This is a genomic window from Ectobacillus panaciterrae DSM 19096 (assembly GCF_000430785.1).
GTDB lineage: Bacteria > Bacillota > Bacilli > Bacillales > Bacillaceae_G > Ectobacillus > Ectobacillus panaciterrae.
The window spans coordinates 1-26,550 of the sequence record NZ_AUMR01000065.1 but is presented as its reverse complement, the minus strand read 5'-3'; the positions used below and the strand labels follow the sequence as shown (position 1 = coordinate 26,550).

The 26,550-nt window shown below is 39.3% G+C and carries 17 protein-coding genes and 4 pseudogenes; 5 read left to right on the top strand and 16 right to left on the bottom strand.

Features of this window, described 5'->3' with window-relative positions:
- Window positions 1–776 precede the first annotated feature (776 nt).
- The 8 genes and pseudogenes from H540_RS0115790 to H540_RS0115765 all read right to left on the bottom strand — a co-directional run bounded on the left by H540_RS0115790 (window position 777) and on the right by H540_RS0115765 (window position 5,778).
- Complete coding sequence (locus tag H540_RS0115790; protein ID WP_028401489.1) at window positions 777–1,514, bottom strand: esterase family protein; 738 nt, start codon at window positions 1,512–1,514, stop codon at window positions 777–779.
- 17 nt (window positions 1,515–1,531) lie between these two features.
- A complete protein-coding gene (locus H540_RS0115785) occupies window positions 1,532–2,719 on the bottom strand; it encodes an ATP-grasp domain-containing protein (RefSeq protein WP_028401488.1) in 1,188 nt (395 codons plus the stop codon).
- Between the two features lie 157 nt (window positions 2,720–2,876).
- On the bottom strand, window positions 2,877–3,707 hold the full coding sequence (locus H540_RS0115780) for an alpha/beta hydrolase (RefSeq protein ID WP_028401487.1): 831 nt from the start codon (window positions 3,705–3,707) through the stop codon (window positions 2,877–2,879).
- A gap of 1 nt (window position 3,708) precedes the next feature.
- Entirely contained in the window at window positions 3,709–3,891 is a 183-nt protein-coding gene (locus tag H540_RS29895) for a hypothetical protein (protein WP_034671153.1), read from the bottom strand.
- 479 nt (window positions 3,892–4,370) lie between these two features.
- Window positions 4,371–4,559, bottom strand: a pseudogene (locus H540_RS32180) (helix-turn-helix domain-containing protein); the annotation flags it as partial.
- Window positions 4,559–4,722, bottom strand: a pseudogene (locus H540_RS33265) (tautomerase family protein); the annotation flags it as partial. The pseudogenes H540_RS33265 and H540_RS32180, both read right to left, overlap by 1 nt.
- A 2-nt stretch (window positions 4,723–4,724) precedes the next feature.
- Window positions 4,725–5,084 (bottom strand): annotated as a pseudogene (locus H540_RS29890) (FMN-binding negative transcriptional regulator); the annotation flags it as partial.
- An 82-nt stretch (window positions 5,085–5,166) separates the two neighbouring features.
- A complete protein-coding gene (locus H540_RS0115765; RefSeq protein WP_028401486.1) occupies window positions 5,167–5,778 on the bottom strand; it encodes an FMN-binding negative transcriptional regulator in 612 nt (203 codons plus the stop codon).
- A gap of 132 nt (window positions 5,779–5,910) precedes the next feature.
- Between H540_RS0115765 and pdxR the strand changes: the two genes are divergently transcribed.
- Window positions 5,911–7,290 carry a MocR-like pyridoxine biosynthesis transcription factor PdxR gene (gene pdxR, locus H540_RS0115760; RefSeq protein ID WP_028401485.1) on the top strand — a complete coding sequence of 460 codons (1,380 nt, stop codon included), beginning with the start codon at window positions 5,911–5,913 and terminating at the stop codon, window positions 7,288–7,290.
- 522 nt (window positions 7,291–7,812) lie between these two features.
- Window positions 7,813–9,528, top strand: a complete 1,716-nt coding sequence (locus H540_RS0115755) for a sigma-54 interaction domain-containing protein (protein ID WP_028401484.1) — start codon at window positions 7,813–7,815, stop codon at window positions 9,526–9,528.
- 688 nt (window positions 9,529–10,216) lie between these two features.
- On the opposite strand, the gene pruA is transcribed toward H540_RS0115755, so the two are convergent.
- Complete coding sequence (gene pruA, locus H540_RS0115750; RefSeq protein WP_028401483.1) at window positions 10,217–11,788, bottom strand: L-glutamate gamma-semialdehyde dehydrogenase; 1,572 nt, start codon at window positions 11,786–11,788, stop codon at window positions 10,217–10,219.
- Between the two features lie 29 nt (window positions 11,789–11,817).
- Window positions 11,818–12,732, bottom strand: a complete 915-nt coding sequence (locus H540_RS0115745; RefSeq protein ID WP_028401482.1) for a proline dehydrogenase family protein — start codon at window positions 12,730–12,732, stop codon at window positions 11,818–11,820.
- Between the two features lie 920 nt (window positions 12,733–13,652).
- Here H540_RS0115745 and H540_RS29885 point away from each other — a divergent pair.
- Window positions 13,653–15,080: an amino acid permease gene (locus tag H540_RS29885; RefSeq protein WP_034671151.1), complete on the top strand. Its 1,428-nt coding sequence runs from the start codon at window positions 13,653–13,655 to the stop codon at window positions 15,078–15,080.
- A 252-nt stretch (window positions 15,081–15,332) separates the two neighbouring features.
- Here the strand turns inward: H540_RS29885 and gltD are convergent, their stop codons facing one another.
- Together gltD and gltB are read right to left on the bottom strand one after the other, a co-directional pair.
- Complete coding sequence (gene gltD, locus H540_RS0115735) at window positions 15,333–16,814, bottom strand: glutamate synthase small subunit (protein WP_028401481.1); 1,482 nt, start codon at window positions 16,812–16,814, stop codon at window positions 15,333–15,335.
- 12 nt (window positions 16,815–16,826) lie between these two features.
- The gene (gene gltB / locus H540_RS0115730; protein WP_028401480.1) at window positions 16,827–21,401 is read right to left on the bottom strand and encodes a glutamate synthase large subunit; all 4,575 of its coding nucleotides are present in this window, start codon (window positions 21,399–21,401) and stop codon (window positions 16,827–16,829) included.
- Window positions 21,402–21,529: 128 nt separating this feature from the next.
- Between gltB and gltC the strand changes: the two genes are divergently transcribed.
- Entirely contained in the window at window positions 21,530–22,447 is a 918-nt protein-coding gene (gltC, locus tag H540_RS0115725) for a glutamate biosynthesis transcriptional regulator GltC (RefSeq protein WP_028401479.1), read from the top strand.
- A 276-nt stretch (window positions 22,448–22,723) separates the two neighbouring features.
- Complete coding sequence (locus H540_RS0115720; protein WP_028401478.1) at window positions 22,724–23,017, top strand: hypothetical protein; 294 nt, start codon at window positions 22,724–22,726, stop codon at window positions 23,015–23,017.
- A 156-nt stretch (window positions 23,018–23,173) separates the two neighbouring features.
- Here H540_RS0115720 and H540_RS0115715 read toward each other — a convergent pair whose 3' ends face one another.
- The 4 genes and pseudogenes from H540_RS0115715 to ystJ form a co-directional block, all read right to left on the bottom strand.
- A complete protein-coding gene (locus H540_RS0115715; RefSeq protein WP_028401477.1) occupies window positions 23,174–24,478 on the bottom strand; it encodes an ammonium transporter in 1,305 nt (434 codons plus the stop codon).
- A gap of 5 nt (window positions 24,479–24,483) precedes the next feature.
- Window positions 24,484–24,843 carry a P-II family nitrogen regulator gene (locus H540_RS0115710; protein WP_028401476.1) on the bottom strand — a complete coding sequence of 120 codons (360 nt, stop codon included), beginning with the start codon at window positions 24,841–24,843 and terminating at the stop codon, window positions 24,484–24,486.
- A 363-nt stretch (window positions 24,844–25,206) separates the two neighbouring features.
- Window positions 25,207–25,650, bottom strand: coding sequence for a ferritin-like domain-containing protein (locus H540_RS0115705; RefSeq protein WP_028401475.1), 444 nt, complete (start codon window positions 25,648–25,650; stop codon window positions 25,207–25,209).
- Between the two features lie 393 nt (window positions 25,651–26,043).
- Window positions 26,044–26,550, bottom strand: a pseudogene (gene ystJ, locus H540_RS0115700) (NADP-dependent malic enzyme); the annotation flags it as partial.

Sequence of the window (26,550 nt, the reverse complement as noted above, 5' to 3'; positions counted from 1 at the left end):
TTGTAATGTTTGCGTTCCATGTCTGGACACATCCTTTCTGTCATTCATTGTACTGACCACACAAAGATGTGTCCATAGAACTATACTAACTCCAGGGTTGAGGCGGCCGGGGGTGTGGGGGCAGAGCCACCGCATAAAAAAGCGTGTATGCATATTGAAAAAGCGTATTTTCTTGAACGAATGATCTGGCGGTTCGGCACGTATACTGAACAGCACAAGCCGGTAACCTGAGAGTTTCCTTATTGGTATATCGGCTTGGCGATGGTCAAACACGTGCCGAAAAAAGTTTGGCAAGAACAATGAGAAAAAAGAAATGGCGATAGCCATTAGGCGACGATGAACGTTAGGGAACCGACTTTTTTATTTAACTTCTTTAAGTAAAGCCCCCGTTAGTGTAAGTACATTTCTTCACAATCTTACTTTCAAAATATAAAAAGAGCTACCTAAGTAGAGTAGCCCTAAAAAAGTAATTAAAGTTCCTCACTTATGAATAGTGGGGTTTTTGTCTCCTGAATAGACACCGAAGGTGTCTATTTTTATATTAAATGGTTTTATATGTTTAGTGAGAATATTGTCCATAATATATTATTATGGGTTTCTTTTAACGACGGCAGTATATTGTTATTTTATTGCCTTTTTATCACCACATTTAAGTGTTTATTACCACTTTATTGCTACTTTTAATACGACATCAATTATTTATTACCTAAAAATCAAAAAATCCCCTGTAAAAAAAAACAGCGACTCAACCGTACTGATGTTTTTTTGACATTTTATTAAAGTAATTTTCCTAAATAATACGGCATTTGGCATCGCCACCAAGCCCAATCATGCGAAACATCTTCGCCCCACTCATCAAACCATGCTGGAATTTGTTTTTCTTCAAAGGCTTCTTTTAATGTAAAGTATGAAGGCAGCCCATCCTGTTCCCAATCACCCAGCCCGGTACAAATAATGATATCTGCTGAACGATATCGATCAATAAACCAGCCGTCATTTTGATTCCATATGTAATCACTCGGTGAATTTTCGTATACAAGAGGATCATTTCCGTAATCCCCAAAAAAGAAACGCACATCGTAAACACCGCTAAGTGCAACGGTTGTTTGGAAGACATCCGGATGTCTCAAGAAAAAGTTCAACGCATGATATGCCCCCATACTACACCCCGTTGTCATCATTGGATCAAACCAACCTGTTTTATGTTTAATAAATGGAATAGCTTCTGAAATCACATAACGGTCATATGCTTCATGAGCTAATGCACGGTCATGCGCCGGTTTTGAGTCGTGCAGCCAACTTTCGCTATCTATACTAGCCAATGTAAAAAACTGAACTTTTCCGGATTCAATAAAGTCATGACACACATCAATCATTCCAAAATCATAGTATTCAAAATGCGTCCCTCCAGATGAAGGAAAAACTAAGATTGGCATGCCACTGTGTCCATATCTGTTCAACAGCATTTCACGTCCTAATTCGCCACTCCAATGGTTTAAATGTTCTATATGCATAGAAAAATCTCCTATCCCTATACGTTTACAATGCTGCAATTTTTTCGTTCATGTACAAAACGGATAATGTCATAGACTTCTTCCTGCGAATCTGCATTAATCGCATAAAATTGATTTCCTTGGAGTTCCGCAAACGCATCTGGCATGCGCTGTTCAAACTTCACACGGTCGCCAAATCGTTCATAAATAGCATTCGTATCATGTTTATACTCATACGCATCACGCTGTGTTACACCGACACAAAACTGGTTTTCGGCATCGGACTCCTTAAATTCTCCTCCTGTCACAAGAGAAGCATACTGAGCAAATAAATCAATGGAGTACGCGAAATTGTACATATCAATCGTGTAGCCGCCAGCCAAGCGGTTATTATATTCAAGTGCAACATAATCCCCATCTTCTAATTTAAAAAACTCAATATGGAAAAAGCGTTCTTTCATGCCAAAAGCTTTCACAATCGCCTTTCCATAAGTTTCGAGCTTTGGATCAATTTCTTTTTGAATCACATAAGCTAAATCCAACTGACCCTTAACGAGTTCCAGAGTTGGCACATTATATGTAAAGCTTGTTTGGAAAACAATGTTCCCTTTCTGATCCACTAAACCATCAAATGTACAAAGCACGCCTCCTTCGACATATGGTTCTAAGAAGTACACTTGTGCTTCTCCCCATTCTTCTTCAAAATGACGTACAGCCACTTCTGAACTTAATTTAAAGGTTGCAGCTGATCCAACTCCATTATCCGGTTTAGCGATAACTGGCAGTCCTAATTCATCAATGGCTTTAGATAACTCCTTTTTAGTTTTAACGATTCTTCCATCTACAACAGGCACATCTGCTTTTTTAAACAGCTTCTTCATTTCAGATTTATATTTAACTTTTTTCAAGTCATTCGTTTTATTGCCGTACACGTTAAATTGCTCACGCAACTGCGCATCAAGTTCTAACCAGTATTCGTTATTGGATTCAATGCGCTCAATTGGACCATGTTTATAAAATAAAAATGCAACAGCACGTTTCACTTCATCTACATCTTCTAAATTATTCACACGATAATATTCTGTTAAAGCGTTTTGTAATTCGGAACCTAATTGGTCATATGGCTCTTCGCCAATTCCTAAAACATTGACACCTGCGTCTTTTAAACGATGAGCAAATGACTGAAAATTACCTGGATAATATGGTGATATCAAAATATAATTCATAAAAAAGCTCCTTTCTCAATATCAAAAAATTCATTATTTTCACAACTAAGGTACAATTATTTCAATTTAAAATCAATCTAAGCTTCCAAAAATATTCAAAAAAAGTGATAGATTCCTCCCATGATCTAATTCAGTCAAATATAATTATTCAGTTCATTCAAGACCACTTCTCACTTAAGAAACGTAAACATTCTGGCAGGTGTTTTGCCCAAGCTTTTTCATCATGTTCTTCATCCGCAAAAATATTTAAACGAATGCTATCAATTGGAACAGAGCCTTTTATCAGTTGTTTATAATACTTAAGCGAGCAATCGATATATGCCTGCTTCATATTACCATACATCAATTGTCGATCGGCATCATCGCCTTCCTGAGTCCCAACTTGAATGTACACGCGTTGTTCAGGATCCAACTCTTCTCTAGCAATATAACTGTCAAAGGCTTTACTTGTAATCCAATTGGCTAAAGAAAAAATGCCTAAACCACCAATTTGATCTTTATATTCAATACCCATAAAAGCCGAAATATTTCCTCCAAGTGAACTGCCAATCATCGCTGTATGATATTTATCCGATTTAGTTCGGTAATGCTTATCGATAAACGGCTTCACGACTGTCATGACAAACTTAGCAAACTCCACGCCTCTTCCGCCTAGTTCATTATCTTCAGGAAGTGGGCTTTCAGTAATTTTCCAAGGCGTATATTCATTAATTCGATCTTGTTCAGCGTTATCTATCCCAACAACAATCATCTTCGGTAAATCGGGATTTAGTTTAATTGCCGGAATAACTTTCCATGAATACCCGCTATAAGCTTCACTACTGTAGAAAACATTTTGTCCATCATGCATATAGACAACTGGATAATTTTTAGCCTCATCTTTATCATAATTTTTCGGCAATAAAACACGCACGCGACGTTTTTCATTTTTATAAGACATATGTAATTGATGTGTTTCTAGTTTTAAATAAAAATAGGATTGATTCACTTTACCTTCCTCGCTCCTTTGATATTACATTAAATATTGGAAGTTCTACTTTAGAAAAATCCAACTGCTGAAGTTCTTCTAATGAATAAGTGTTTGATAAATATAAATCCCACTGGGCAGATATATCTTCAATAACTTTATATATCTCGCTGTTATAAAAATTATAATCATCCATATATTTCATATAATATTTATCACACCAATTACAAATTTGTTGATGTGAAAATTTGTTACTGCTATTTACTACACCCAACAATAATTCAACTAAATTTCTTTATTTAACTCTAAGTCAATCTCAATAAACTTTGATTCTGACCAACTGCCTACATATTTGTTCTTGCCCACCAGTTACCACCTCGGTCTGTAAATGCAATTTGTAATTAATTCAACGTAAATAAATTAGATTCCTTCTTCAACAAACCTGCCCGTTAATTTAAGTGAAAATCTTCACAATCTCTCCTCTATATTAACACAAATATCCAATTAATTTGCTAAAAACAAGCACCGAAAACGTCCGTTTATGGGGCTGGTGTTTACTTTATCTGAAAACTACCTGTGACTTTCTTTTTTATTTGACGTAATTTCTTTAAAATTAAATATCGTTATCTAATGAAAATAAGCTATCTGTTTGGATAGCCTATTTTTCACATGTCTTGCCTACTTCTATTTTTCTAAGTAACGATAAACCGTAGTACGAGAAATTCCCCACATTTGTGCAATATCCTTAATAGGCGTTCCATTTGCTATAAGGGTTCTCAGCATCTCCAAGTCCTTGTTATCTAACTTTTCTGGCCTTCCACCTAAGCGCCCCCTTGCCCTTGCGGCCGCGCGGCCGGCTGCAGAACGTTCTTGATAGAAACCATAATATCATTAGGCTCTATTCCACAATTTTCTCCAAGCTCTTGAACCAAAAGTTTATAAAGTTCTTCTTTTGATCATCACTTCTTTGTTTACTAGTTACACTTATTACTACTAAGTTTTTACTTCTCTCAAAACCTAAACCAGTATCTTCTATATAAGGCCTTGTTGCAACTCTTCTTCATTCAAAATGCTGGCTGTGCCATATACATGTACAGCTTGATAATTCCATGTTGGTACATTTTCATGCCCGTACCAAGAAGAAGAGATGTAAGCATGTGGTCCTTGATACATAACTAATACATCCTCACAGGTTTCGAGGGTTCTCCATTGGGGGTTCCCATAAGCCATGTATCCGGTTATATAGTAATTATCTCCTTCTTTATTTAATTCCAATGGTAAATGAGTAGCAATTGGTTTACCTTGTTTTGTTGTTACAATCGTTCCAAATGAGTTCATTTGAACAAATTCTCTAATTTCATCTATATCTGTGACTTTAAAATACTTAGGAATATACATGATTGGGTTCCTCCTTGATTACTCAATTGTAATAGGTTGTACGATTTGAGTTAATTGAAGAGAAAAGCAGTAACATTACGCGTTATTTTTTTAGGTTTGTCTTCATTAAAAAGGAAATCTTTTGCTCATCTGTATTTGAAATCTGTTCCAGTTGATTAACAATTAGCTCTTGTCGGTGTAATGAATGGTTTTGACTTAACTTTGCTTTTCCCTCTATTTTGTTGATTTTTATTTTGAAGCCTTGAATTCCTTTGTTCATCCCTGCCAGAAAGCCAGCGTCTACATCTTGCAATTTGTATGAACTATCAGGGACTTCATATTTCAATACCATGTCATGCAAGGAATCCATTAACTCTTGTTCATCCTCAATAAGTTCGACTTCGCCGTATACATGAACAGTCACATAATTCCATGTTGGTACTGCTTGATTCGTCTCATACCAAGAGGGAGAGATATAACAATGGGGACCATGAAAAACAGCTAAGACTGTTTGGTTTTTAATATCTTTCCACTGAGGGTTCGGAAGAGCAAAATGACCATACAAATAGTTTTTCCCTTTATTCAAAAGCAGTGGTAAATGTGTAGCAAAAGGTATTCCTTCATGCATTGAAAACAATGTCGCAAAACTATTCTCCTGTATTACATCGTAGGCTACTGCTAATTCTTTTATTTCAAATTGCTTAGGGATATACATAAAAAATCTCCTTTCAACTTACATATGAATTTTTAAATACAATAGACATGACGCATTAAAAATAATATTATACAGACTGACATCTAAAAAGGTACAATATTAAACAAATATACATGTCAGAAGGGATAGCAAATGAAAAATACCATTTTTACTTTTAAGGATGACTCCCCCAAATACAAACAAATCTACGAGCAGTTTAAATTATTTATTGAGCAAGGGGACATACTGGCTAATGAACAATTGCCCTCCATTCGTCAACTTGCAGACTCCCTTCAAGTAAGTCGCAATACGACATTAATGGCTTATGAACAACTTGTAGCTGAAGGCTATATTCGTGGGGAGGGGCGAAAAGGTTATTTTGCAAATAAATTAGAGCCTTTTTTATTTCAAGAGGCGTTAATCTCTCATAATATAAAGCAAACAGAATCGGTGACACCTGTCCTCATTGATTTTAAAGCAGGCGCAGTTGATCAAACACATTTCCCTTTAAAAATATGGAGGAGAATTGCTAATCAAGTATTAACGTTACAGGAGAGCTTTCGATACGGGGAACACTTTGGTGAGGTATGCCTACGCGAACAAATTTCTACATACTTACTCCAATCTCGTGGGGTGAAAACAGATGCAAACGCAATTATTATCGGGAGCAGTACCCAACAAATGCTTATATATCTCGGGCATATACTGAAGGATGATTTCCCAAGCATTATAGTTGAGGACCCTGGGTATGATGGCGCTAGGGAAGCATTTCAATTAAATTGTTTTACGCTTGAAACTTTACCAGTTTACGAAACAGGCGCTGATTTTTCACAATTAGAACATATGAAATCACGATTAATCTATGTAGCGCCTTCCCATCACAGTCCATACGGGGTAAGCATGCCCATTCAACAACGTCATGCACTTATCCATTGGGCTAACAAGGTGCATGGATATATTATCGAAGACGATTATGATAGTGAATTTCGCTATACACAACAACCATTTCCAGCTCTCGCTTCCATTGATTCAGCAAAAGTTATTTATCTAGGGAATTTCTCAAAGTCCTTTCTTCCGGGAATCCGTTTAAGCTATATGGTGTTGCCGCAACCCCTTTTAAATCGTTACAAAAAGCAATTCCTTCACTTCGAAAGCACCACTTCCATTCTAAGCCAGTTCACAATGGCTAAATTTATGGAAGAGGGAGAATGGAATCGCCATATTAAACGTATGCGTTTGGTTTATAAACGAAAAATGCAACGCTTAGTATCAGTATTAAAAAAAGAATTCGCTCAAAATATCTCCATTATTGGCGAGCAATCTGGTTTGTACATACTAGTCAAAATACACCTAAAGCGTTCGGAAGAATGGCTAATAAGCAGGGCTTCCTTTTATGGTGTTAAAGTGTATCCCACCTCACTCTACTTCATTAAAAATAATACCGATAAACCAATTATTAAACTTGGTTTTAGTAATCTTTCTTGTGAGGAAATCCAGCTTGGTGTGGAGCTCTTAAAAAAGGCTTGGTCATAAAAAACACCCCGTAATCGTTAGTTGTGTCTAACAATTACGAAGCAGTTCATTTTACAAGAACGCATTTCTCCATTAAGTTGGGAGCATATCAACTTCTTAGGAGAATTCAATTTAACCAAAAAGATACTACAACGCTAGAGTTGCTTCGCCCATTACAACAAAAGTATCAGAATAAGAGTCGATTTTTCTTAGCGTGGGAAAAATCGGTTTTTTTATGTCGAAATTTGCTTAGCGTACAAAATTTACGTTTTGTGGGTGCTCCCCCGTATCAGAGTTGAACAGTTCCTTCTTAGCTTTAATTCAAAAACATCAAAATTACTGGAAGCATAAGTTGGCCAAAACGGCCATCTTATGCTTCTTGTTACACATTTATATAAAATAATGATTACCAACATCTATCATTTAAGACAAATTTGTTCATTTTTTAGTTAGACACATTTGTTTCATAAGTCTGTCACTAGATAATACTATACAAACATGATAAATTATTAAAAAGAGATACTGTAATGAAGGGGTTTTATTATGTTCAAAAATGGACAAATCAATATAGATGATTCTTTTATTTTGCTTGAACCACATACTCCTTTAATAGAACTAAAAAACAAGCTCTTGCAATATCGCTTTGTCGTTATTACAGGAGAAACGTACTACATTATTAAACATAGTGAGGTTAACTTTATCGCATTAGGTGCCGATTCATTACCTGCAGCTCCGTGGCTTGAAGAAATGCAATGGCTTTCTTCTGAAGTCTCTACAATTACAGAACTTCTTGAAGTGCAAATAGATTGGCGCCGTCCAGTTCTGATCGAGAACGAAGGAAGAGAACGTATTATCGGAATTATGACTGCTGATGAATGGATTCGACACCTAAATGTTAAAACCAAAAGGTTAAACTCCTACTTTCACACATTAGCAGAAACAGTTAACGATGCAGTTACAGCTGTAGACCAGGAAGGTGAAGTGATTTGCTGGAATAGTGCAGCGGAGGCAACGTATGGAATCAAACGAGAGACCATTATTGGTAAAAAAATTGGAGCATACTTCCACACAGAGGATATTATGCTGCATCATATCTTAAACGAGGGACATCCAGTTCGAAGGGTTTATCATCGACCCTCTAGTGATACTCACGTCTTAATAAACGCTTCTCCAATTATACAGGATAATATAATTATCGGCGGTGTTGCAACCGAACAAGATATTACTCAAATTGTCCGTCTCAATGAAGAGCTTTATTCCTCGTTACCATTGCTAGTTCACCAAGAGAGACCTTTTTCATCTATTATAGGAGGCAGTACAGAAATTCAAGAGGCGTTAAAGATTGCAAAGAAGACTGCCTACGCTGATATCCCCGTCCTTTTAACCGGTGAGCCTGGCTCCGGAAAAGAGATACTGGCGCAAGCTATCCATTATGGAGGTTCTAGAAAGAACGAGCCTTTTTTATCCATTAATTGTACAGCAGTTCCTTCAGGTTTTTTGGAAGCAGAATTATTCGGCTATCAAGGAGGCGCTTTTACCAACGATGAACAGACCGGACAAGCCGGCAAACTGGAGCAAGCACATGGCGGAACCTTGTTTATTGCAGACATTGACCAAATGCCGTTCGACAGTCAAGTAAAATTCTCAAATTATTTAGAGCAGCAATCGTTTCAGCGTATAGGGGGGACTGAATCAGTCACGACACATACGCGCATTATCGCTGCGGCTTCCCCTGCAATAGAAGAAATGATGCGTAAAGGAACGTTTCATAAAGGCCTTTACTATCATTTAGCCGTTATAAATATCGATATTCCCCCATTACGAGAAAGAACAGCGGATATTGTTGAATTAGTCCAAAGATTTATGAAAGAGTTTACAATTAAATATAAGAAGCCTATGCCGGATATCAGCCCAACATTGATGACCACGTTAATAAAATACAACTGGCCAGGGAATATACGAGAGCTGCGTAATGTAGTAGAACGCATTATCCTACTGAACGATGGGGATGTGCTTACAACTGAACACCTTCCAAAAGGTATAATCGTCACTCATCCCCAAAAGGATCATGATGTATCTAATCAAGACAATGTATTACATGAAGATCCTACATCTGCAAATGAAGAAATAGCAACGATTAGGGAAGCATTGCACAAAACTTATGGAAACAAAAGCGCAGCGGCTAAATTGCTCGGTATATCTAGAGGAACGATATACAATAAAATTAAAGAGTATGGGCTAGATGAAAATAACGATTAAACTAAGTGCCTATTCGCATACTTACTATTACTCCCGCAACAAATAAAAATGGGTGCCAATTAGGCACTCATTTTTATTTCGGCATGAGTTCCTCATCCGTTATCCCGTATTAACGGGCAGTAAGACCCCCGCGTCAAAACATAGCGTGTTCAAAGAAGTGTAAGTGGGGAATAAGCCCGATTAGTTCAACTAACCATCAGTGGGTGTGAAAGAAGTCACGCCCTTTTGTATTCAAAACAAGGTCGGCAAACATTATGCCGTAATAGAAAAAACAATCATTCATAAGCAGTACGGGAAGGATACATATAAAAAAGACAGGTTCTCCTATAAAGGGATCCTGTCTAAAAATGAGTATCGTTTCTGCAACAATTGTTTAGATAGAGAGATTTCTTATTCTATTTTAGTTTTCCTTATTTTTCTATCATAATCCTAGGAACATTATGATTTTTTGCTATATAAGTCCACTTTGTTATTCCGACATATCTATCGTTTGCCACGTAGAACAAAAGGGAAACTGCGCTCGCTCCCTCTCTATGGTCTACCTCTGCATGGGCCACGAAAAGGGTTTGACCGCTTCTGCACGTCGCCAGATGATCTCTCCCACTAAAAGAAAAGTTTTTATGTCGAAATTTCATTCAGGATATATATGTGTTCTATATTAGAATAGTTGTTTAAAAGATCCCTTGCCTTATCTTACCTTTTTAGACGTTAGTTTTGCCTGCGTAAACAACAGCAAGTAATCATAACCGCCAGCTTTAGAGTCCGTTCCAGACATATTAAATCCGCCAAACGGATGCACTCCAACTAAAGCGCCCGTGCACTTTCTATTAATATAAAGGTTTCCGCAATGCATATTTTCTAGCGCGTAAGCAATGCGTTCTTCATTTTGCGAGAAATAAGAGCCTGTTAATCCAAACTCTGTATCATTATAAATCTCGATGCCTTCTTTCCAATCTGCTGCTTTTGCTAAAGCAAGTACCGGGCCGAAAATTTCTTCTTGCATAATTCGTGCTTTCGGATCTACATCCGCAAACACAGCAGGCTCAATATAAAAGCCATTTCCTGCCGCTTTTGTTCCTCCGACCAGCAACTGTCCTTCTTTCTTCCCGATCTCAATATATTCTAGAATTTTCTTAAAGGAGTTTTGGTCAATTACCGGACCGACTGAAAAGTTTTCTTCCGGCGCCCCTACTTGCAATCTTTTCGTTAATTCTACAACCTTTTCTACCACTTTATCGTAGACTGATTCAACTATAACAGCTCGAGAACCAGCGGAACATTTTTGTCCTTGGAAACCGAAAGCAGAAGCAACGATAGCAGCAGCGGCATCATCCAAGTTCGCCGTTTCATCAACAACGATTCCATCCTTACCGCCCATTTCCGCTATAACACGCTTTAGCCAGATTTGTCCGTTCGCAGTTTCTGCAGCTAGACGGTTAATGCGAAGACCCACTTCTTTAGATCCGGTAAAACTAATAAATCGAGTTTTCGGATGAGTCGTTAAATAATCGCCTACTTCCGCCCCGCTTCCTGGAATAAAGTTGATAACACCGGATGGCAGCCCCACTTCTTCCATTAATGCTACGAATTTATGGGCAATAACCGGAGTAGTAGATGCAGGTTTTAAAAGAACCGTGTTCCCGGAAACTATGGCTGCTGTAGTCATACCCACACAAATAGCTAATGGGAAGTTCCACGGCGGAATAACTACACCTACCCCAAGCGGAATATATGTAATCTCGTTCGCTTCTCCATCTAGTTTTGTAAGCGGTCGATGAATATTAGTTTCGCTTAAGCGAATCATTTCCCGAGCATAAAATTCCATAAAATCAATCGCTTCTGCTGTATCAGCATCAGCTTCTGCCCAGTTCTTCCCTGACTCATAAACAAGCACAGCAGAAAATTCATGCTTGCGCTCACGCATCAAATGAGCTGCTTTGAACAAATATTCCGCACGTTCTAGCGGAGAAACCCTCTTCCAATCTTCAAATCTCGTTAATGCTTCTTGCATAGCTTGTTCTGCCAGTTCCTTTGTCGCTTTACTAACAAAACCGATTTTTTCATCTACATTCCCTGGGTTAATCGATACAATTTTATCTTCGGTGAATACCTTTTCATTTCCAATATGCAGCGGATACTCCTTGCCAAGTTCTTGCTTTACTTTAGTAAGAGCCGCTTCCATTGCTCGTTTATTTTCTTCACGTGTAAAATCTGTAAACGGTTCGTTAGTGAACGGGGTAATTTTAATAGTTGTTGTCATATTCTTTAACTCCTTTTTATATAGATATTTTATTTTGCTAGATTCTTCAACACAAACCAAACATTTGCCGGACGCTCTGCCAAACGTCTCATGAAATACCCAAACCAGTCTACCCCATACGGAACATAGACGCGCACTTTATAGCCTTCTTGAACCAATTTCTCTTGAAGGTCAACACAAATTCCATATAACATTTGAAACTCAAACTGATCATTAGGAATTTGATGTTCTTGAACAACTTTTTTTGTATATTCAATGACTTTTTCATCGTGGCTGGCTATGGCAGTATAATTACCGTTTAAAAGGTGTTCTTTAATAATTTTTTTATAGTTTTCATCTACATCCTTCTTCTCCGGAAATGCAACCTCTGTCGCTTCTTTATACGCTCCCTTAACTAGACGAAGATTAGCATTGTACGCATTTAAATCTCGTATATCCTGTTCGGTACGATATAAATATGCTTGTATAACAATCCCTACATTGTCATACTCTTTTCGTAATTCCCGATAAATATCAAGGGAAATTTGGCAGTGAGCATAATCCTCCATATCAATACGTACAAAATTATCATACATCTTTGCCCGATCCAAAATTCTGCGCATATTTTTCATACATAAGTCTTTACTAATATCGAGTCCTAAAGAAGTCATTTTGAGAGATAGATTGGACTGAACACCTGCTTTTGCAATTGCATCTAATGTTTTAATACACATAGCAGCAGACTCATTCGCTTCCGCTTCAGTGAAGACGAATTCACCCAAATGGTCGAGTGTGACAACTTTCCCTTCCTTATTCAACTGTTTAACTGATGCAATGGCTTTTTCAATTGATTCCCCGGCAACAAAGCGCTTTGCCCCAAACTGTAAACCGTATCTCTTTGCCAACTTATTTGCTGATTGATTTTTCCCTAAAGCTTGAAACACATTTCTCATTAGAACTTCCATAAATACCACATTCTCCCTTTTACCAGAAAATTTAGCGAAGAAAAAAAATTCTAATTACTAATTGGATTTATTGTACAAAAAATAAACACTATTGTCTACACTTATGTTTAAATTTATTTTATTGAACATAAGTGTGCAAACAGCTATATATAAATGATTTATAATTTCGACATGTGAACCGCTGCTATGCAGAACAAAAGGCAGCCTGCACTTGCTTCCTCTCTCATCCTTATATGGGACAGGAAAAGGGGTTGACCGCTTCTATGCTTAGCCGGATGATCTCTCCCCCCTAAAAGAAAAGTTTTATGTCGATTTTTTTAGTTGCATTTATATATTTAGGAATGCATATTTCTCTATTATTCAGGAACCTCTTCTTTATAATTATGTAATAGCAATTATTTTTTTGTGTTTTTATACTTTAATAACTATATTAAAACACTGTGTGCAGGACTGTAATTGTTAACACTCAACACGATAGCCAGACTCTATATCAGGAAGGATCATGCTGTTAATAAACTGCAAAACCTCTTTGATGGAAGAACTCATCCCTGCACATAGCCTATGTAATTTATCGAAAATTACCAATCTTTAAACAACATTGTAAATTCTTGAAATAACCATAATTTTATTGTGCATTTCTGTTGAAACATGTTATACTATTTAAGAAAATGTCAGAAAACAAAATTTATTTACACAAAATTGTCTAATTTTGTTTTCTTATAGCAATAATAGAAAACGCTTACAATAAGGAAGTGGACGTCTAGAACATCTCTTTAAAAGCTTGTTTCTCTCTCGTATAGTATCCGGGACGTAGTACACCTCCCGTTACGATTTGTTTAATGTACTATGCATAAAAAATTTATTTTTATGCGTAGTTTTTAATTCAAATACAGATTAATAACAAAAGGGGGAAATCATTAATGAATGCCTTTTTCAGAAAAAAGTCTATTGACCAACTGCAGCTAGAGGGCGCCAAAAACTCCGGTCTTAATCGAGTCCTAGGATTATGGCAACTTACTGCCATTGGTTTAGGAGGAATTATAGGGGTAGGTATTTTTGTATTAACCGGTGTAGCAGCATCTAAACACGCAGGACCAGCAGTTCTCTTATCGTTTATTATTGCGGGGCTTGCCAGCGCAGCAGCAGCATTATGCTATGCGGAATTTGCCGGTTTAATACCGGTGGCTGGAAGTGCCTATACGTACAGTTATGCTGTATTAGGAGAAGGAACAGCTTGGCTTATTGGATGGGATTTATTACTCGAATATGCTCTAGTTGTCGCCGTAGTAGCCATTGGCTGGTCTGGTTATATGCAAGAACTTTTGCAACAAATTGGAATTCATATTCCCGTATGGGCACAAGGTGCGCCCGGCTCCGGTGCCGGTCACAAAGTAGACTTAATTGCCATGTTAGTTAGTCTTGGTATTGCCGGCTTGCTTACATTAGGCACGGAATTGGGAGCTAAATTTAATTCACTAATGGTTATCATTAAGTTAGGTATTATCCTGCTTGTAATTGGCGTAGGAAGCTTCCATATTGACTCTGCCAACTGGCATCCTTTCATGCCTTTCGGTTTTCATGGGGTAATGAGCGGGGCAGCTCTCGTATTTTTTGCTGTATTCGGTTATGACACCTTGACTACAGCAGCGGAAGAAGCAAAAAAACCACAACGGGATTTACCGCTGGCTGTCATCATATCATTAGCTGTCGCTTTATGTCTGTATATCGGAATGTCTCTTGTTATTACAGGAATGGCTCCGTACGAAACACTCAATAATGCAGCACCTGTAGCAAAAGCTTTTAGTAACATTGGAATGAAATGGATTACGTTAATCATTTCTGCCGCTGCTATCGCAGGTATTCTATCTGTTTTATTTTCTTTTATGCTCGCCGGCTCACGCATATGGTTTTCCATGAGTCGTGACGGTTTATTACCGAAGTGGTTTACAAAATTGCATCCTAAATATAAAACTCCTTATCGTCCAACCTTAATTATCGGAGTTATTACCGCATTTGTCTCAGGTCTTACTCCTATTAGTGAAGTAGCCGAATTAGTTAACATCGGAACGCTAACAGCGTTTATCTTAATTTGTTCATCTATCATGGTACTGCGAGTAAAACGTCCAGAACTCAAAAGAGGATTCAAAACACCATTTGTTCCAGTCATTCCTTTAATTGGTATTGGATTCTCAATCTATCTGATCGCCAGTCTCCCTGTGATTACTTGGATTCGTTTTGTAGTTTGGATGATTATCGGTCTTGTTGTTTATGCATTCTACGGTAAGAAAAAAAGTAATTTGACGAAAGCTTACAACAACACGGAAACAAAGATAACCAAAGCTGAATAAAAATAGGAATCCAAAAAATACGTTAAGAAAGCGGGAGTGATTATCATAAATAGATAATCACTCCGCTCGGTTATATGTGACATATTTGGTTTACAAAATAATTGAACACAGCCTAACGAAAAAGAAGTTATGCAACTTTACTTCATTATGCCTAAAACAGTTGATTTCAACCTACAAACGAAAGCACCAGAACGCTTCTCAACAGAAATGTTCTGGTGCTTTCTTGATGACTACAACCTATATAGGTTCTTTTTATGGTAAAACAGATACCCCCATTAAATGACGATCTACTTCACGGGCAACCTCGCGGCCTTCATTAATTGCCCAAACGATAAGACTTTGGCCTCTTCTTGCATCACCTGCAGCAAATACACCTTCAACAGAAGTTGTGTATTTGCCGTAATCTGCTTTAATCTTTTGTCCGTCTGTCTCGAGAGCAAATTGATTGATGACCGTTTGCTCAGTACCCTCAAAGCCAATTGCAATAAATACGAGCTGCGCCGGCCATACTTTCTCAGTTCCTGGAATCTCCCGGAAAATAACCTTACCGTTCTCATCCTTAAGCTTTTCCATCCCAATCGTATGAATTTCTTTTAAACGACCTTGCTCATCCCCTACAAGCTTTTTCGTTTGGATACAATATACGCGTGGGTCTTCGCCGAATTTCGCTTCCACTTCCTCATAAGCATACTCTACCGTAAACGTTAATGGGTATTCAGGCCATGGATTATCATAAGCGCGATCCTCCGGCAATTGAGGATGCTTCCCGAATTGAACGATACTGCGGCAGTTTTGCCGCAACGCAGTTGCCACACAGTCAGCTCCCGTGTCACCGCCGCCGATTACAATTACGTCTTTATCTTTAGCATCAATGAATTTCCCATCAGTAAAATTGGAATCCAGCAAGCTTTTTATAGATGTTGTAAGGTAATCCATCGCAAAATGGACACCTTGCAGCTCGCGGCCTTCGATAACTAAATCGCGTTGCTTTTGAGCTCCTGTACAAAGAATAACAGCGTCAAACTCCGTTCTCAATTCCGCCGCCGTAATGTCTTTACCGATTTCAGTATTTGTAATAAAACGAATACCTTCTTGCTCCAGCAGCTTTACGCGGCGTTCCACTACTTCCTTTTCCAGCTTCATACTCGGAATACCGTACACAAGCAAACCGCCGATTCGATCAGCTCGTTCATATACAGTAACAGCGTGACCCGCTTGATTGAGTTGGTCTGCAGCAGCAAGACCGCTCGGACCTGATCCGACGATAGCTACCTTTTTTCCGGTACGCGCTTTCGGAAGACGAGGTGTCACCCATCCTTCTTCAAAGCCTTTATCGATAATGGCACGCTCGATGTTTTTAATGGAAACCGCTGGATCAGCGATAGCGACTGTACATGATCCTTCGCATGGCGCGGGACAAACACGCCCTGTAAATTCAGGAAAGTTGTTAGTCTTCAATAATCGATCCAATGCTTCCTTCCATCTTCCCCGGTACACGAGATCATTCCACTCTGGAATCAGATTGTGTATCGGACAGCCTGATGTTAATCCCCTGATTTCTGTTCCCATTTGGCAGAAAGGAGTCCCGCAATCCATACAGCGGGCTCCTTGCATACGTAATGATTCATCTGGTAATTGAACGGCAAATTCCTTCCAATCTTGAATCCGTGCAAGAGGATCACGTTCTTGTGCTTCTTCTCGTACATAGTCTATAAATCCTGTAGCTTTCCCCATGATCTCTCCTCCTTACACTACAACTGTTTTTTCATCTGTTTTTATAATGCTGACCTTTGTCTGACCCGTGTGCGCTTCAAACGCCGCACGAACCGCTTCTTCCTCACTCATCCCTGTTTCCTTTAAGCCTTCAATTGTTTCTGCCACTTGTTTGTAGTCGCTTGGAATCACCTTAACAAAATAAGGTGCATATTCATCCCAATTCGCTAGTATGTTAGCCGCTCTCAAGCTTCCTGTATAGTGGAAATGGTTTGAAATAAGATGAACAACCTCTTCAATCTCTTTTTCATCCTCTAACGTTTCCAAAAGCACCATCTCAAGGTTGCACTTTGCAGCAAATGCTTCTTTATCTTCCACAAGCACATAGGCGATACCGCCGGACATACCCGCTGCAAAATTTTTGCCGACATCTCCTAGGATAACAACACGCCCGCCTGTCATATATTCACAACCATGATCGCCTACCCCTTCAACGACCGTGTGAACACCGCTATTTCTTACAGCAAAGCGCTCTCCTGCTTGACCGTAAATATACGCTTCTCCAGATGTTCCCCCATAAAATGCCACGTTTCCAATAATGACATTCTCTTCCGGAGAGAAGCTTGTTTCTGAAGACGGACGGACAATAATTTTCCCGCCGGATAATCCTTTGCCAACAAAATCATTGGCATCGCCTTCTAATTGAAGTGTAATCCCCTTCGGTACAAAAGCACCGAAGCTTTGCCCCGCCGAACCGTTGAAGTTCAGCTGGATTGTATCCTCAGGCAAGCCTGCTTCCCCATGCTGCTTCGTCACTTCACTGCCTAGAATCGTTCCCACTACCCGATTAGTATTGCGAATTGGCAATGAAAGCTCTACTGGTTTTTTCTCGCGGATTGCTGTTTCACATTGCGGAAGAATTTCACGAATGTCCAGGGATTGCTCCAACTTATGCTGCTGCGGACGTTTAAACGTGCGTGCTGTCCCTTCAGCCACTTCCGGCTGATACAGAATTGCAGATAAGTCTAAGTGCTTCGCTTTCCAGTGCGAAGCTGCGCGCTCACTAGCAGCCAGCATATCCGTTCTTCCTACCATTTCCTCGATTGTTCTAAAGCCAAGTTGCGCCATAATCTCACGAACTTCTTGCGCAACAAAGAGCATAAAGTTAACGATATCATCCGGGCTGCCCATAAATTTCTTGCGCAGCTCTGGATTTTGAGTCGCCACTCCGACCGGACATGTATCCTTATGACAAACGCGCATCATTACACAGCCTAATACAACTAGAGGGGCTGTAGAGAAGCCGAACTCTTCTGCTCCAAGAAGCGCGGCCATAATAACATCATGTCCTGTCATCAATTTCCCATCTGTTTCTAACACTACACGGTCTCTAAGCTGATTGATTAATAGCGTTTGATGCGCTTCCGCCAATCCAAGTTCCCACGGCATCCCGGCATGTTTGACACTTGTTCGCGGAGAAGCACCTGTTCCGCCATCGTATCCGCTGATTACGATAACATCCGCAACAGCTTTCGCTACACCTGCAGCGATTGTTCCAACTCCGGCTTTCGATACGAGCTTTACGCTAATGCGTGCGGATGGATTTGAATTTTTCACATCATGAATGAGCTGAGCCAAATCCTCAATAGAATAAATATCATGATGCGGCGGCGGCGAAATTAAACCAACACCTGGAGTAGCTCCCCTTACCTCGGCAACCCACGGATAAACTTTTTTGCCTGGCAGCTGTCCGCCTTCTCCCGGCTTTGCTCCTTGCGCCATTTTAATTTGAATTTCATCGGCATTGACTAAATATTGACTCGTTACACCAAAACGTCCTGATGCAACCTGTTTGATCGCACTGCGGCGTAAATCCCCATTTGCGTCAGGAATGTTACGCTTCGGATCTTCTCCACCTTCACCGCTGTTACTTCTTGCGCCCAGACGATTCATAGCAATCGCAAGTGCCTCATGCGCTTCTTGGCTGAGAGCGCCAAAAGACATCGCTCCTGTCTTGAATCTGCGGACAATAGAATCTACTGATTCTACTTCTTCTAGCGGAATAGACTGTTGTCCATCCTTAAAGGTAAAGAGGTTGCGCAAAAATGCCAGCTGCTCTTTATTTGCCTGTTTGGAATATTTCTTAAACAATTCATAGTCTCCAGCTCGGCAAGCCTGTTGCAGCGTATGAATCGTTCCCGGATTAAAGGCATGATGTTCGCCATGCTTTCGCCATTGGAAGTCGCTCCCTGTTTCTAACGTTTTATCTTCATAAATTGTTTCTGCAAATGCTTTCTCATGGCGCAATAACACTTCTTGCTCGATAACATCTAAGCCAATTCCATTAATTTTGGAAGGAGTTCCTTTGAAATAGTTCTCAATTACTGATGAGCCAATGCCAAGTGCTTCAAAGATTTGCGCTCCCCGATAACTTTGCACTGTTGAAATCCCCATTTTAGACATTACCTTTACAACGCCGTCTGTTGCAGCAGCAATAAAGTTCTTTTCAGCTTGCTGTTCATCCATGGAAAGAGAACCATCTTGAATCAATTGTTTTAATGTTTCAAAAACTAAATACGGATAAATTGCATCTGCCCCGTAGCCGATAAGCATTGCAAAATGATGAACTTCTCTCGCTTCACCTGTTTCCAAAAGAATGCTTACTTTTGTACGCGTTCCTTTTTCGACTAGATGGTGATGCAGGCCGCTTACAGCTAATAACGTCGGGATAGCTGCAAATGTTTTGTTCACTCCACGATCAGATAAGATCAACAAGCGAGCACCAGATTCAACCGCTTGATCCGCGGCCCGGAATAACTCATCCAGAGCACTTTTCAAATTGCTTTTAAACAAGAGAGAAAGCGTCGCTGCTTGAAATTCAAGATACGGATTATTATTAATTTTCCAAAAATTTTCCTTAAATAAAATCGGAGTTTCCAAACGAATCCGTCTCGCAGCTTGCGCATCTGGATGCAGGAGATTTCCTTCTGCCCCCAAGAATGTTACTGTTGAAGTTACATCATGCTCACGAATCGCATCGATTGGCGGGTTCGTTACTTGAGCGAAGGATTGCTTAAAATAATTGAATAGCAGCTGTGGACGATCAGATAACACAGCGAGCGGTGTGTCAGTTCCCATAGAGATAATCGGATCTTTACCTTCCTCTACTGTGGGAACGATATTCTTCGTTACATCTTCGTACGTATAACCAAACGCAATTTGCTGCGCCAATACGTCTTCAATAGACGCTTCATTCCCTTCAACTGCCGGCAGCTCATCAACACTTATCATCTGCTCTTCTACCCATTGACGATACGGCTGTTCTTTTGCCATCTTCTGCTTGATTTCCTCGTCCGAAACAATTCGACCTTCTTCTATGTCAACCAACAGCATTTTTCCAGGGCTTAACCGATCTTTATAAGCCACTTCTTCAGGCTTAACATCAACAACCCCTACTTCAGAAGAAAGGATGATATAATCATCTTTTGTTACATAATATCGGATTGGGCGAAGTCCATTGCGGTCCAAAATCGCACCAATTTGCTTGCCGTCAGTAAACGAAATCGCTGTCGGCCCATCCCACGGCTCCATTAAGCTGCTATGGTATTCATAGAAAGCCTTTTTCTCTTTGTCCATCTCATCCTCATGCACCCATGGCTCAGGAATCATCATCATCGCAACTTGTGCAGGAGTGCGGCCAGCTAATACAAAAAACTCAAAGCTATTATCTAAAATAGAAGAATCACTTCCATTCATATCGATAACAGGTAATACCTTCTCCAATTCTTCTCCAAATGCATCAGAAACAAATTGCTTCTCCCGCGCTCTCATCCAATTGATATTCCCGCGCAGCGTATTGATTTCTCCGTTATGAACCAAATAGCGATTCGGATGGGCACGTTCCCAGCTTGGGAAAGTGTTTGTACTAAAACGGGAATGCACTAGCGCAAAAGCGGAGGCAAATCTTTCATCTTGCAGATCCAGGTAGAATGCACGGATTTGGTCTGGAGTCAACAAACCTTTGTACACGATTGTACGGCTTGAGAAGCTCGCAACATATAACCCGTTCTCTTCACCTTGCTCTAGCTTCTCCATTTTTTTACGAATGATATACAGTTTACGCTCAAAAGCGATTGTATCTTCCATATCGTCGCTCGCGCCAACAATTAATTGCTGGATATAAGGCTGACTTGCTTTTGCACCTTCTCCGATCGTATCGGGATTAACTGGTACATCTCTCCATCCAAGCAAGATCTGCCCTTCGGCTTTGATAATATCTTCTATTTTCTTTTGATAATCCACTCGTGCCTTTTGTTCTTGCGGAAAGAATATCATCCCTACACCGTAGCGCCCTTGTTCCGGGATAGCCATATCGCATACTGCTTGTAGGTAAGCGTGTGGAATTTGGAGCATAATCCCGGCTCCATCTCCTGTTTTCGCATCACTTCCTTGCCCGCCGCGATGTTCCATTTGACAAAGCATATATAATCCTTTTTCGACCACATCGTGGGAAGCTTTTCCTTTCAGATGAGCATACAAGCCAATGCCGCACGCATCATGTTCAAGGTCCGGATGATATAATCCTTGAGGTTGAAAGTTTCTCTTCATCTCCGTATCCCCTTTTTCTGTATATTTCGACTAAATCAATAATCTTATTGTAAGTTTCATTATTCATATAAACAATATATAATTTAGATAATACTCATCTCATTTTGATATGAAAGGGGATACAATCCATGGAACTCAGACAATTGAAATATTTTGTTGAAGTCGCCAAACAGGAACATATATCAGAAGCAGCAGAAACATTACATGTTGCACAATCCGCTGTCAGCCGCCAGATTGCAAATTTAGAAGATGAATTAGGGGTTTCATTGTTAGAACGAGAGGGGCGCAATATTAAACTTACTCCTATTGGTAAAATATTCGCTGAACATGCGATGATCGGATTGAAAGCCATTGACAATGCCCAACAACAAATTTATGAATATTTAGATCCAGAACGAGGCACAATTCGTGTAGGGTTTCCTTCCAGCCTAGCAAGTTATACGCTTCCAAATGTGATTTCGACATTCAAAAAGGAGCATCCTCATACCGGATTTCATTTACGGCAAGGTTCTAACAATTTTCTCATAGATGCCGTTAAACAACGGGAGATAGATTTAGCATTTATCGGACCTGTCCCGACACGGGAGCCGGATATTCACGGAGATATCCTTTTTGTGGAGAAAATCGTTGCTCTGTTACCCGAAACACATCCTTTAGCGAATCAAACACGGATTTCACTATATCAATTAGCGGGAGAGTCTTTTGTCTTTTTCCCTGAAGGGTTCATTCTTCAAAAAATTGCAGTAGACGCTTGTCTGCAAGCAGGGTTTCGTCCTAATATCCCCTATGTGGGTGAAGATCTCGATACCATAAAAGGCTTGGTTTCCGCAGGAATTGGCGTCACTTTATTACCTGAGAGTACACTCTATGAAAACCTTCCAAAGAATACAGTGAAAATACAAATCCTTGACCCGGAAGTAAAGAGGACGGTCGGATTAATTTCTCCTCGACATCGGGAACTTCCGCCTTCCGAAAAACTATTTTATGATTTTGTAAAACAGTATTTCTCATTACTTTCAAAGCATCAACTTACAGATTTTATATAAGATCCATCAACAAAAGAGCCTTTACGTACACGTTTTCTTCGCACACAAAGGCTCTTTGCATTCTTCATTTCAAAACACATTTCATTCACTTTAAACTTATCGATAGAATCATATCATCAATTAACCCAGATTCTTAACTTAATGAGCAGACGGAGCGTCCCTAAGTAATAAAAACACCCATAAATGCAGAAACTGAAGCAAGACGGTAAACGAGTTGTAATGATGCAGATAAACAAGGAGCTAAAAGGTCCGTTTTATAAAAAAAGGGGTGCTTGTATGTGGATTATAAAGACTGAGCATAAGAGAGAAGACGGCGGAACAGTTGCGCTTGAATTAGAAAGCGAAGATGGTAAATTCGATGTCAACGTTAGATGGGATGGTTGCATGGAAATTCACGTTTATTCAATTACCGAAGAAAATCGTGAACTTAATGATACTTTTCATACTTGCGATTTAAACGGATTTATCGAAAAGCTGCAATCGTTAAATGGAGTATGTCTGGAATTTTTCGATGAAGGCAGCTATTGGAAGCAAAGAAATAAAGATGAATCAGAGATTAAAAATGAATAATAAAAAATTCAAGCAGCTACGGCAACAAAAAACAGCCCTGTTTCTAAGGCTGTTTTCTTTGGTATTTATTACTTCCTTTTTTAGTTTTTCTCCCATAACTGGAGGTATATAGTCCATCATACTTTGAATAAGTTCTTCCAGAAAACGTTAAACAACTTACCCTGCAACTTCCTTACTATCAATCCGAGCTACACTAATTCCGGTAGTTTCTTCAAAATCATATAGACTCGTAGGTAAATCAGCAAATCGTTCCAATTCATTGTAGGCTGGTATACCATGATATGACATATCAAGTCCTTCTTCTTCTTCACGTTCACTCACTCGGAAACCAACAGTTTTTTCAGACAGCTTCGCAATAAAGACACCGCCCAGAATCCCCCAAACACCAATTACTACCGCTCCTAATAATTGTACAGCCAGAAGCGAGAAATGACCTGTTGTGAGAAGCCCTTTTGACGTATCGAATAACCCAACAGCAATCGTTCCAAAAACACCGTTGAACCCATGTACAGCAACTGCACCAACCGGATCATCAATCTTCAAATTATCAATCAGCAACGTAGCGTAAATAACAATTAAGCCACTTATAGCACCAATAATAACAGCACTCCATTGGGAAACAAACGCCCCCCCAGCTGTAATTGCTACCAAACCGGATAATACACCATTAATGGTCATACTCGGATCAGCTTTGCCGTACTTTTTCAACGTCATAAATAAAGCAACTGCACCACCACTTGCTCCCGCTAACATAGTATTGATGGCTACAGGCGCAAGTATCGGACTAGAAGCATCGAGGGTGCTCCCTGCATTAAAACCGAACCAGCCAAACCATAGAATAAACGCTCCAGCTGAAGCCAATGGAATGTTGCTAGGCGCAAAAACATTAGCACTGCCGTCAGAATTAAACCTGCCTTTTCTTGGACCTAACAGCTTCGCCATAGCTAATGCAGTAAACCCCCCCAACGCATGAATGGCAGCCGATCCAGCAAAATCTTTCATTCCTAATTCAGCCAACCAACCATCGCTGTTCCAAATCCAATGACCTGAGATTGGATAAACCAATAAAGTTACTATAGCTACTGTCAAAATATAAGCTTTGAAATTCATCCGTTCAGCTACCGCTCCTGAAATGATGGATACACACGCAATCGCAAAGCCCATTTGAAATAGCACAAAGGCGGCACTAGGCAGCTCTGTTCCTAAGGAGATTTTCTCAGGACTGCCAAATAAATTTATACCAATCATTCCAAAAGCATCTTTTCCAAACATAAGGCCAAAACCAAACAACCAAAAAGCCAAGGATCCTACCGTTAAATCCACAAAAATCTTCATCGTTACATTAACAGCATTTTTTGTCCGAACCAGACCAGCTTCTAGTAAACTAAATCCACCTTCCATAAACAAAACCATCGCTGCAGCTATTACAACCCATACAGTATTTAAATATATTAATTTCATTCAACTCACCTTCCTTCTTCAGCTAAATCATCTATACTCAAGTCCACTGCTCCCGTTCGTATGTTATAGGCTTCAAAAATAGGATAAACGTAGATTTTACCGTCACCATCCTCACCCGTTTGAGCAGAATCAATAATAGCCTTAATTGTCCTTTCAATCATGTAGTCAGAAAGGACGATCTCAAGTTTTACTTTCGGATGAAGAGTGACTTTGTAATTCCTTCCACGATACACTCCTTGCGCATCTTTTTGCTTCCCTCTTCCCACCACCTGAGATACAGTAAATCCTGTAATTCCAATGTTTTTTAACTCTTTAATCGTATCCGTTAACCTTTCGGGTCTTATAATAGCTTCAATCTTCTTCATCCAACAGCCTCCTGTGTAAGGTTTTCTAACATCAGATGAAATAAATTATAACAACAAAAAGAAAGATGTCAATCCGTTGCAGGGATATTTTTCAGATTGCTTAAATATTCTTACAATTATTATTCGAGTCTCTTTCATAAGTTATCCGTTCATTTCAGCTCAGAAAAAGCTCTTCACCGAATTACTGAAATGAATACGTGAACTAAAGTTATCTTTGTGTATTTTTCACAGAGTTAGGAATCACAATTCAGTATATGAAATTATAAACAATAGAAAAAACCGAAGTCGTCATTACTTCGGTTTCGTTCAATTCTTTCATAGCTAGTTAAAAACTTATTCTTCGCTAGAAATCAAATGAAGGTGTTATCTTCCAAAAAATTTGGTGTAAAGGTACAAAAACCATACGGCATGATTCTGTTCATCTGCCGCAGCTCGACGAAACTGTTTTTTAGTGTAGGAATCCTGTGCTTTATCGGAGATATCTAGATAAAAATCAACAGTTTTTTGTTCATCTTCTATAGCGAATTCTAACCCCTCCTTATAAACTTTTGGACATGTTTCGTTAATTTGCGGTGTCGGCTGTTTGCCTGTCAGGTTCATGTAAATAGCTGAAAAAATCTGATAATGTCTGATTTCATCTTCCCGAATCTCAAGAATTCGCTTTTTCTCTTTCTCTGTGGGAGCTATTTCTGCTAACTGGGCGTAACAGGCAATTGCACTGTATTCTCCATTAATAGCCTTAGCGATATCATTAACTATATGAATGTCATGGTTTATACGATGATATGAGTAAAATTGAGGATACATTTAATATCTCTCCTTTTTCACAAGATAAAGATCATAATAGGAATTGCATCCAAAAACGTGTTCAATTTGAATTAAATTGTTAACCGTTTGTTAAATCTGCTCATTAATTATCATCTCTTCTCCCTACTATACAGTCATAGTTACTTTATACTTATTAATACTCGTCTATGAACTTTTATATTAGTAATTTATGAAACAAATCATTTATATATAGATAGTACGACTTTATCTTTACCTTTAAAGTAAAGGTGGATTGCCATTAAAATAATGAGGAAAAATGTTTACTATATTAAATGTACGTTGTACTGCCTCATTCGTACCATTTAACTAGGATTAATAAACAAAAAAGGTCCTTAACTATAAAAAAGTTAAGGACCTTTAGTAGCGCTAGCTTCACCCAAAAACGAGCTGTTTTTCTTTCGCTAATACTAATAAACGATTTTTGATTTCTTCTACATTTACCTTTTTTCGTGAAACACCCGTTTCCATCGCAGCTTTCGCAACAGCTGCTGCTACATGAGCCGCTACTCTGCGGTCAAATGGATCTGGAATCACATAATCGGCATGAAGCTCTTCATCTGAAATTAATCCGGCAATCGCATACACAGCTGCCAGCTTCATTTCTTCATTGATTTCTTTTGCGTGAACGTCTAAAGCACCGCGGAAAATACCAGGGAATGCGAGGACGTTATTGACTTGATTTGGGAAATCAGAGCGTCCTGTCCCTACTACTAGCGCTCCAGCCTCTTTCGCCTCTTCTGGCATAATTTCCGGTACAGGGTTTGCCATGGCGAAAATGATTGGATTCTCGTTCATGGAACGAACCATTTCTTTCGTGACGGCACCTGCAGCCGATACCCCAACAAATACATCAGCGCCAACAAGCGCATCTGCTAATGT

What these genes read in the sequence shown, in the direction of transcription:
- H540_RS0115720 (WP_028401478.1), top strand. Translation starts at nt 22,724, where the DNA reads ATGTGGATTATAAAGACTGAGCATAAGAGAGAAGACGGCGGAACAGTT.
- H540_RS0115705 (WP_028401475.1), bottom strand. Translation starts at nt 25,650, where the DNA reads ATGTATCCTCAATTTTACTCATATCATCGTATAAACCATGACATTCAT.
- gltB (WP_028401480.1), bottom strand. Translation starts at nt 21,401, where the DNA reads ATGAAGAGAAACTTTCAACCTCAAGGATTATATCATCCGGACCTTGAA.
- H540_RS0115745 (WP_028401482.1), bottom strand. Translation starts at nt 12,732, where the DNA reads ATGGAAGTTCTAATGAGAAATGTGTTTCAAGCTTTAGGGAAAAATCAA.
- H540_RS29895 (WP_034671153.1), bottom strand. Translation starts at nt 3,891, where the DNA reads ATGAAATATATGGATGATTATAATTTTTATAACAGCGAGATATATAAA.
- H540_RS29885 (WP_034671151.1), top strand. Translation starts at nt 13,653, where the DNA reads ATGAATGCCTTTTTCAGAAAAAAGTCTATTGACCAACTGCAGCTAGAG.
- H540_RS0115710 (WP_028401476.1), bottom strand. Translation starts at nt 24,843, where the DNA reads ATGAAGAAGATTGAAGCTATTATAAGACCCGAAAGGTTAACGGATACG.
- H540_RS0115755 (WP_028401484.1), top strand. Translation starts at nt 7,813, where the DNA reads ATGTTCAAAAATGGACAAATCAATATAGATGATTCTTTTATTTTGCTT.
- gltD (WP_028401481.1), bottom strand. Translation starts at nt 16,814, where the DNA reads ATGGGGAAAGCTACAGGATTTATAGACTATGTACGAGAAGAAGCACAA.
- H540_RS0115765 (WP_028401486.1), bottom strand. Translation starts at nt 5,778, where the DNA reads ATGTATATCCCTAAGCAATTTGAAATAAAAGAATTAGCAGTAGCCTAC.
- pdxR (WP_028401485.1), top strand. Translation starts at nt 5,911, where the DNA reads ATGAAAAATACCATTTTTACTTTTAAGGATGACTCCCCCAAATACAAA.
- H540_RS0115785 (WP_028401488.1), bottom strand. Translation starts at nt 2,719, where the DNA reads ATGAATTATATTTTGATATCACCATATTATCCAGGTAATTTTCAGTCA.
- H540_RS0115790 (WP_028401489.1), bottom strand. Translation starts at nt 1,514, where the DNA reads ATGCATATAGAACATTTAAACCATTGGAGTGGCGAATTAGGACGTGAA.
- H540_RS0115715 (WP_028401477.1), bottom strand. Translation starts at nt 24,478, where the DNA reads ATGAAATTAATATATTTAAATACTGTATGGGTTGTAATAGCTGCAGCG.
- gltC (WP_028401479.1), top strand. Translation starts at nt 21,530, where the DNA reads ATGGAACTCAGACAATTGAAATATTTTGTTGAAGTCGCCAAACAGGAA.
- pruA (WP_028401483.1), bottom strand. Translation starts at nt 11,788, where the DNA reads ATGACAACAACTATTAAAATTACCCCGTTCACTAACGAACCGTTTACA.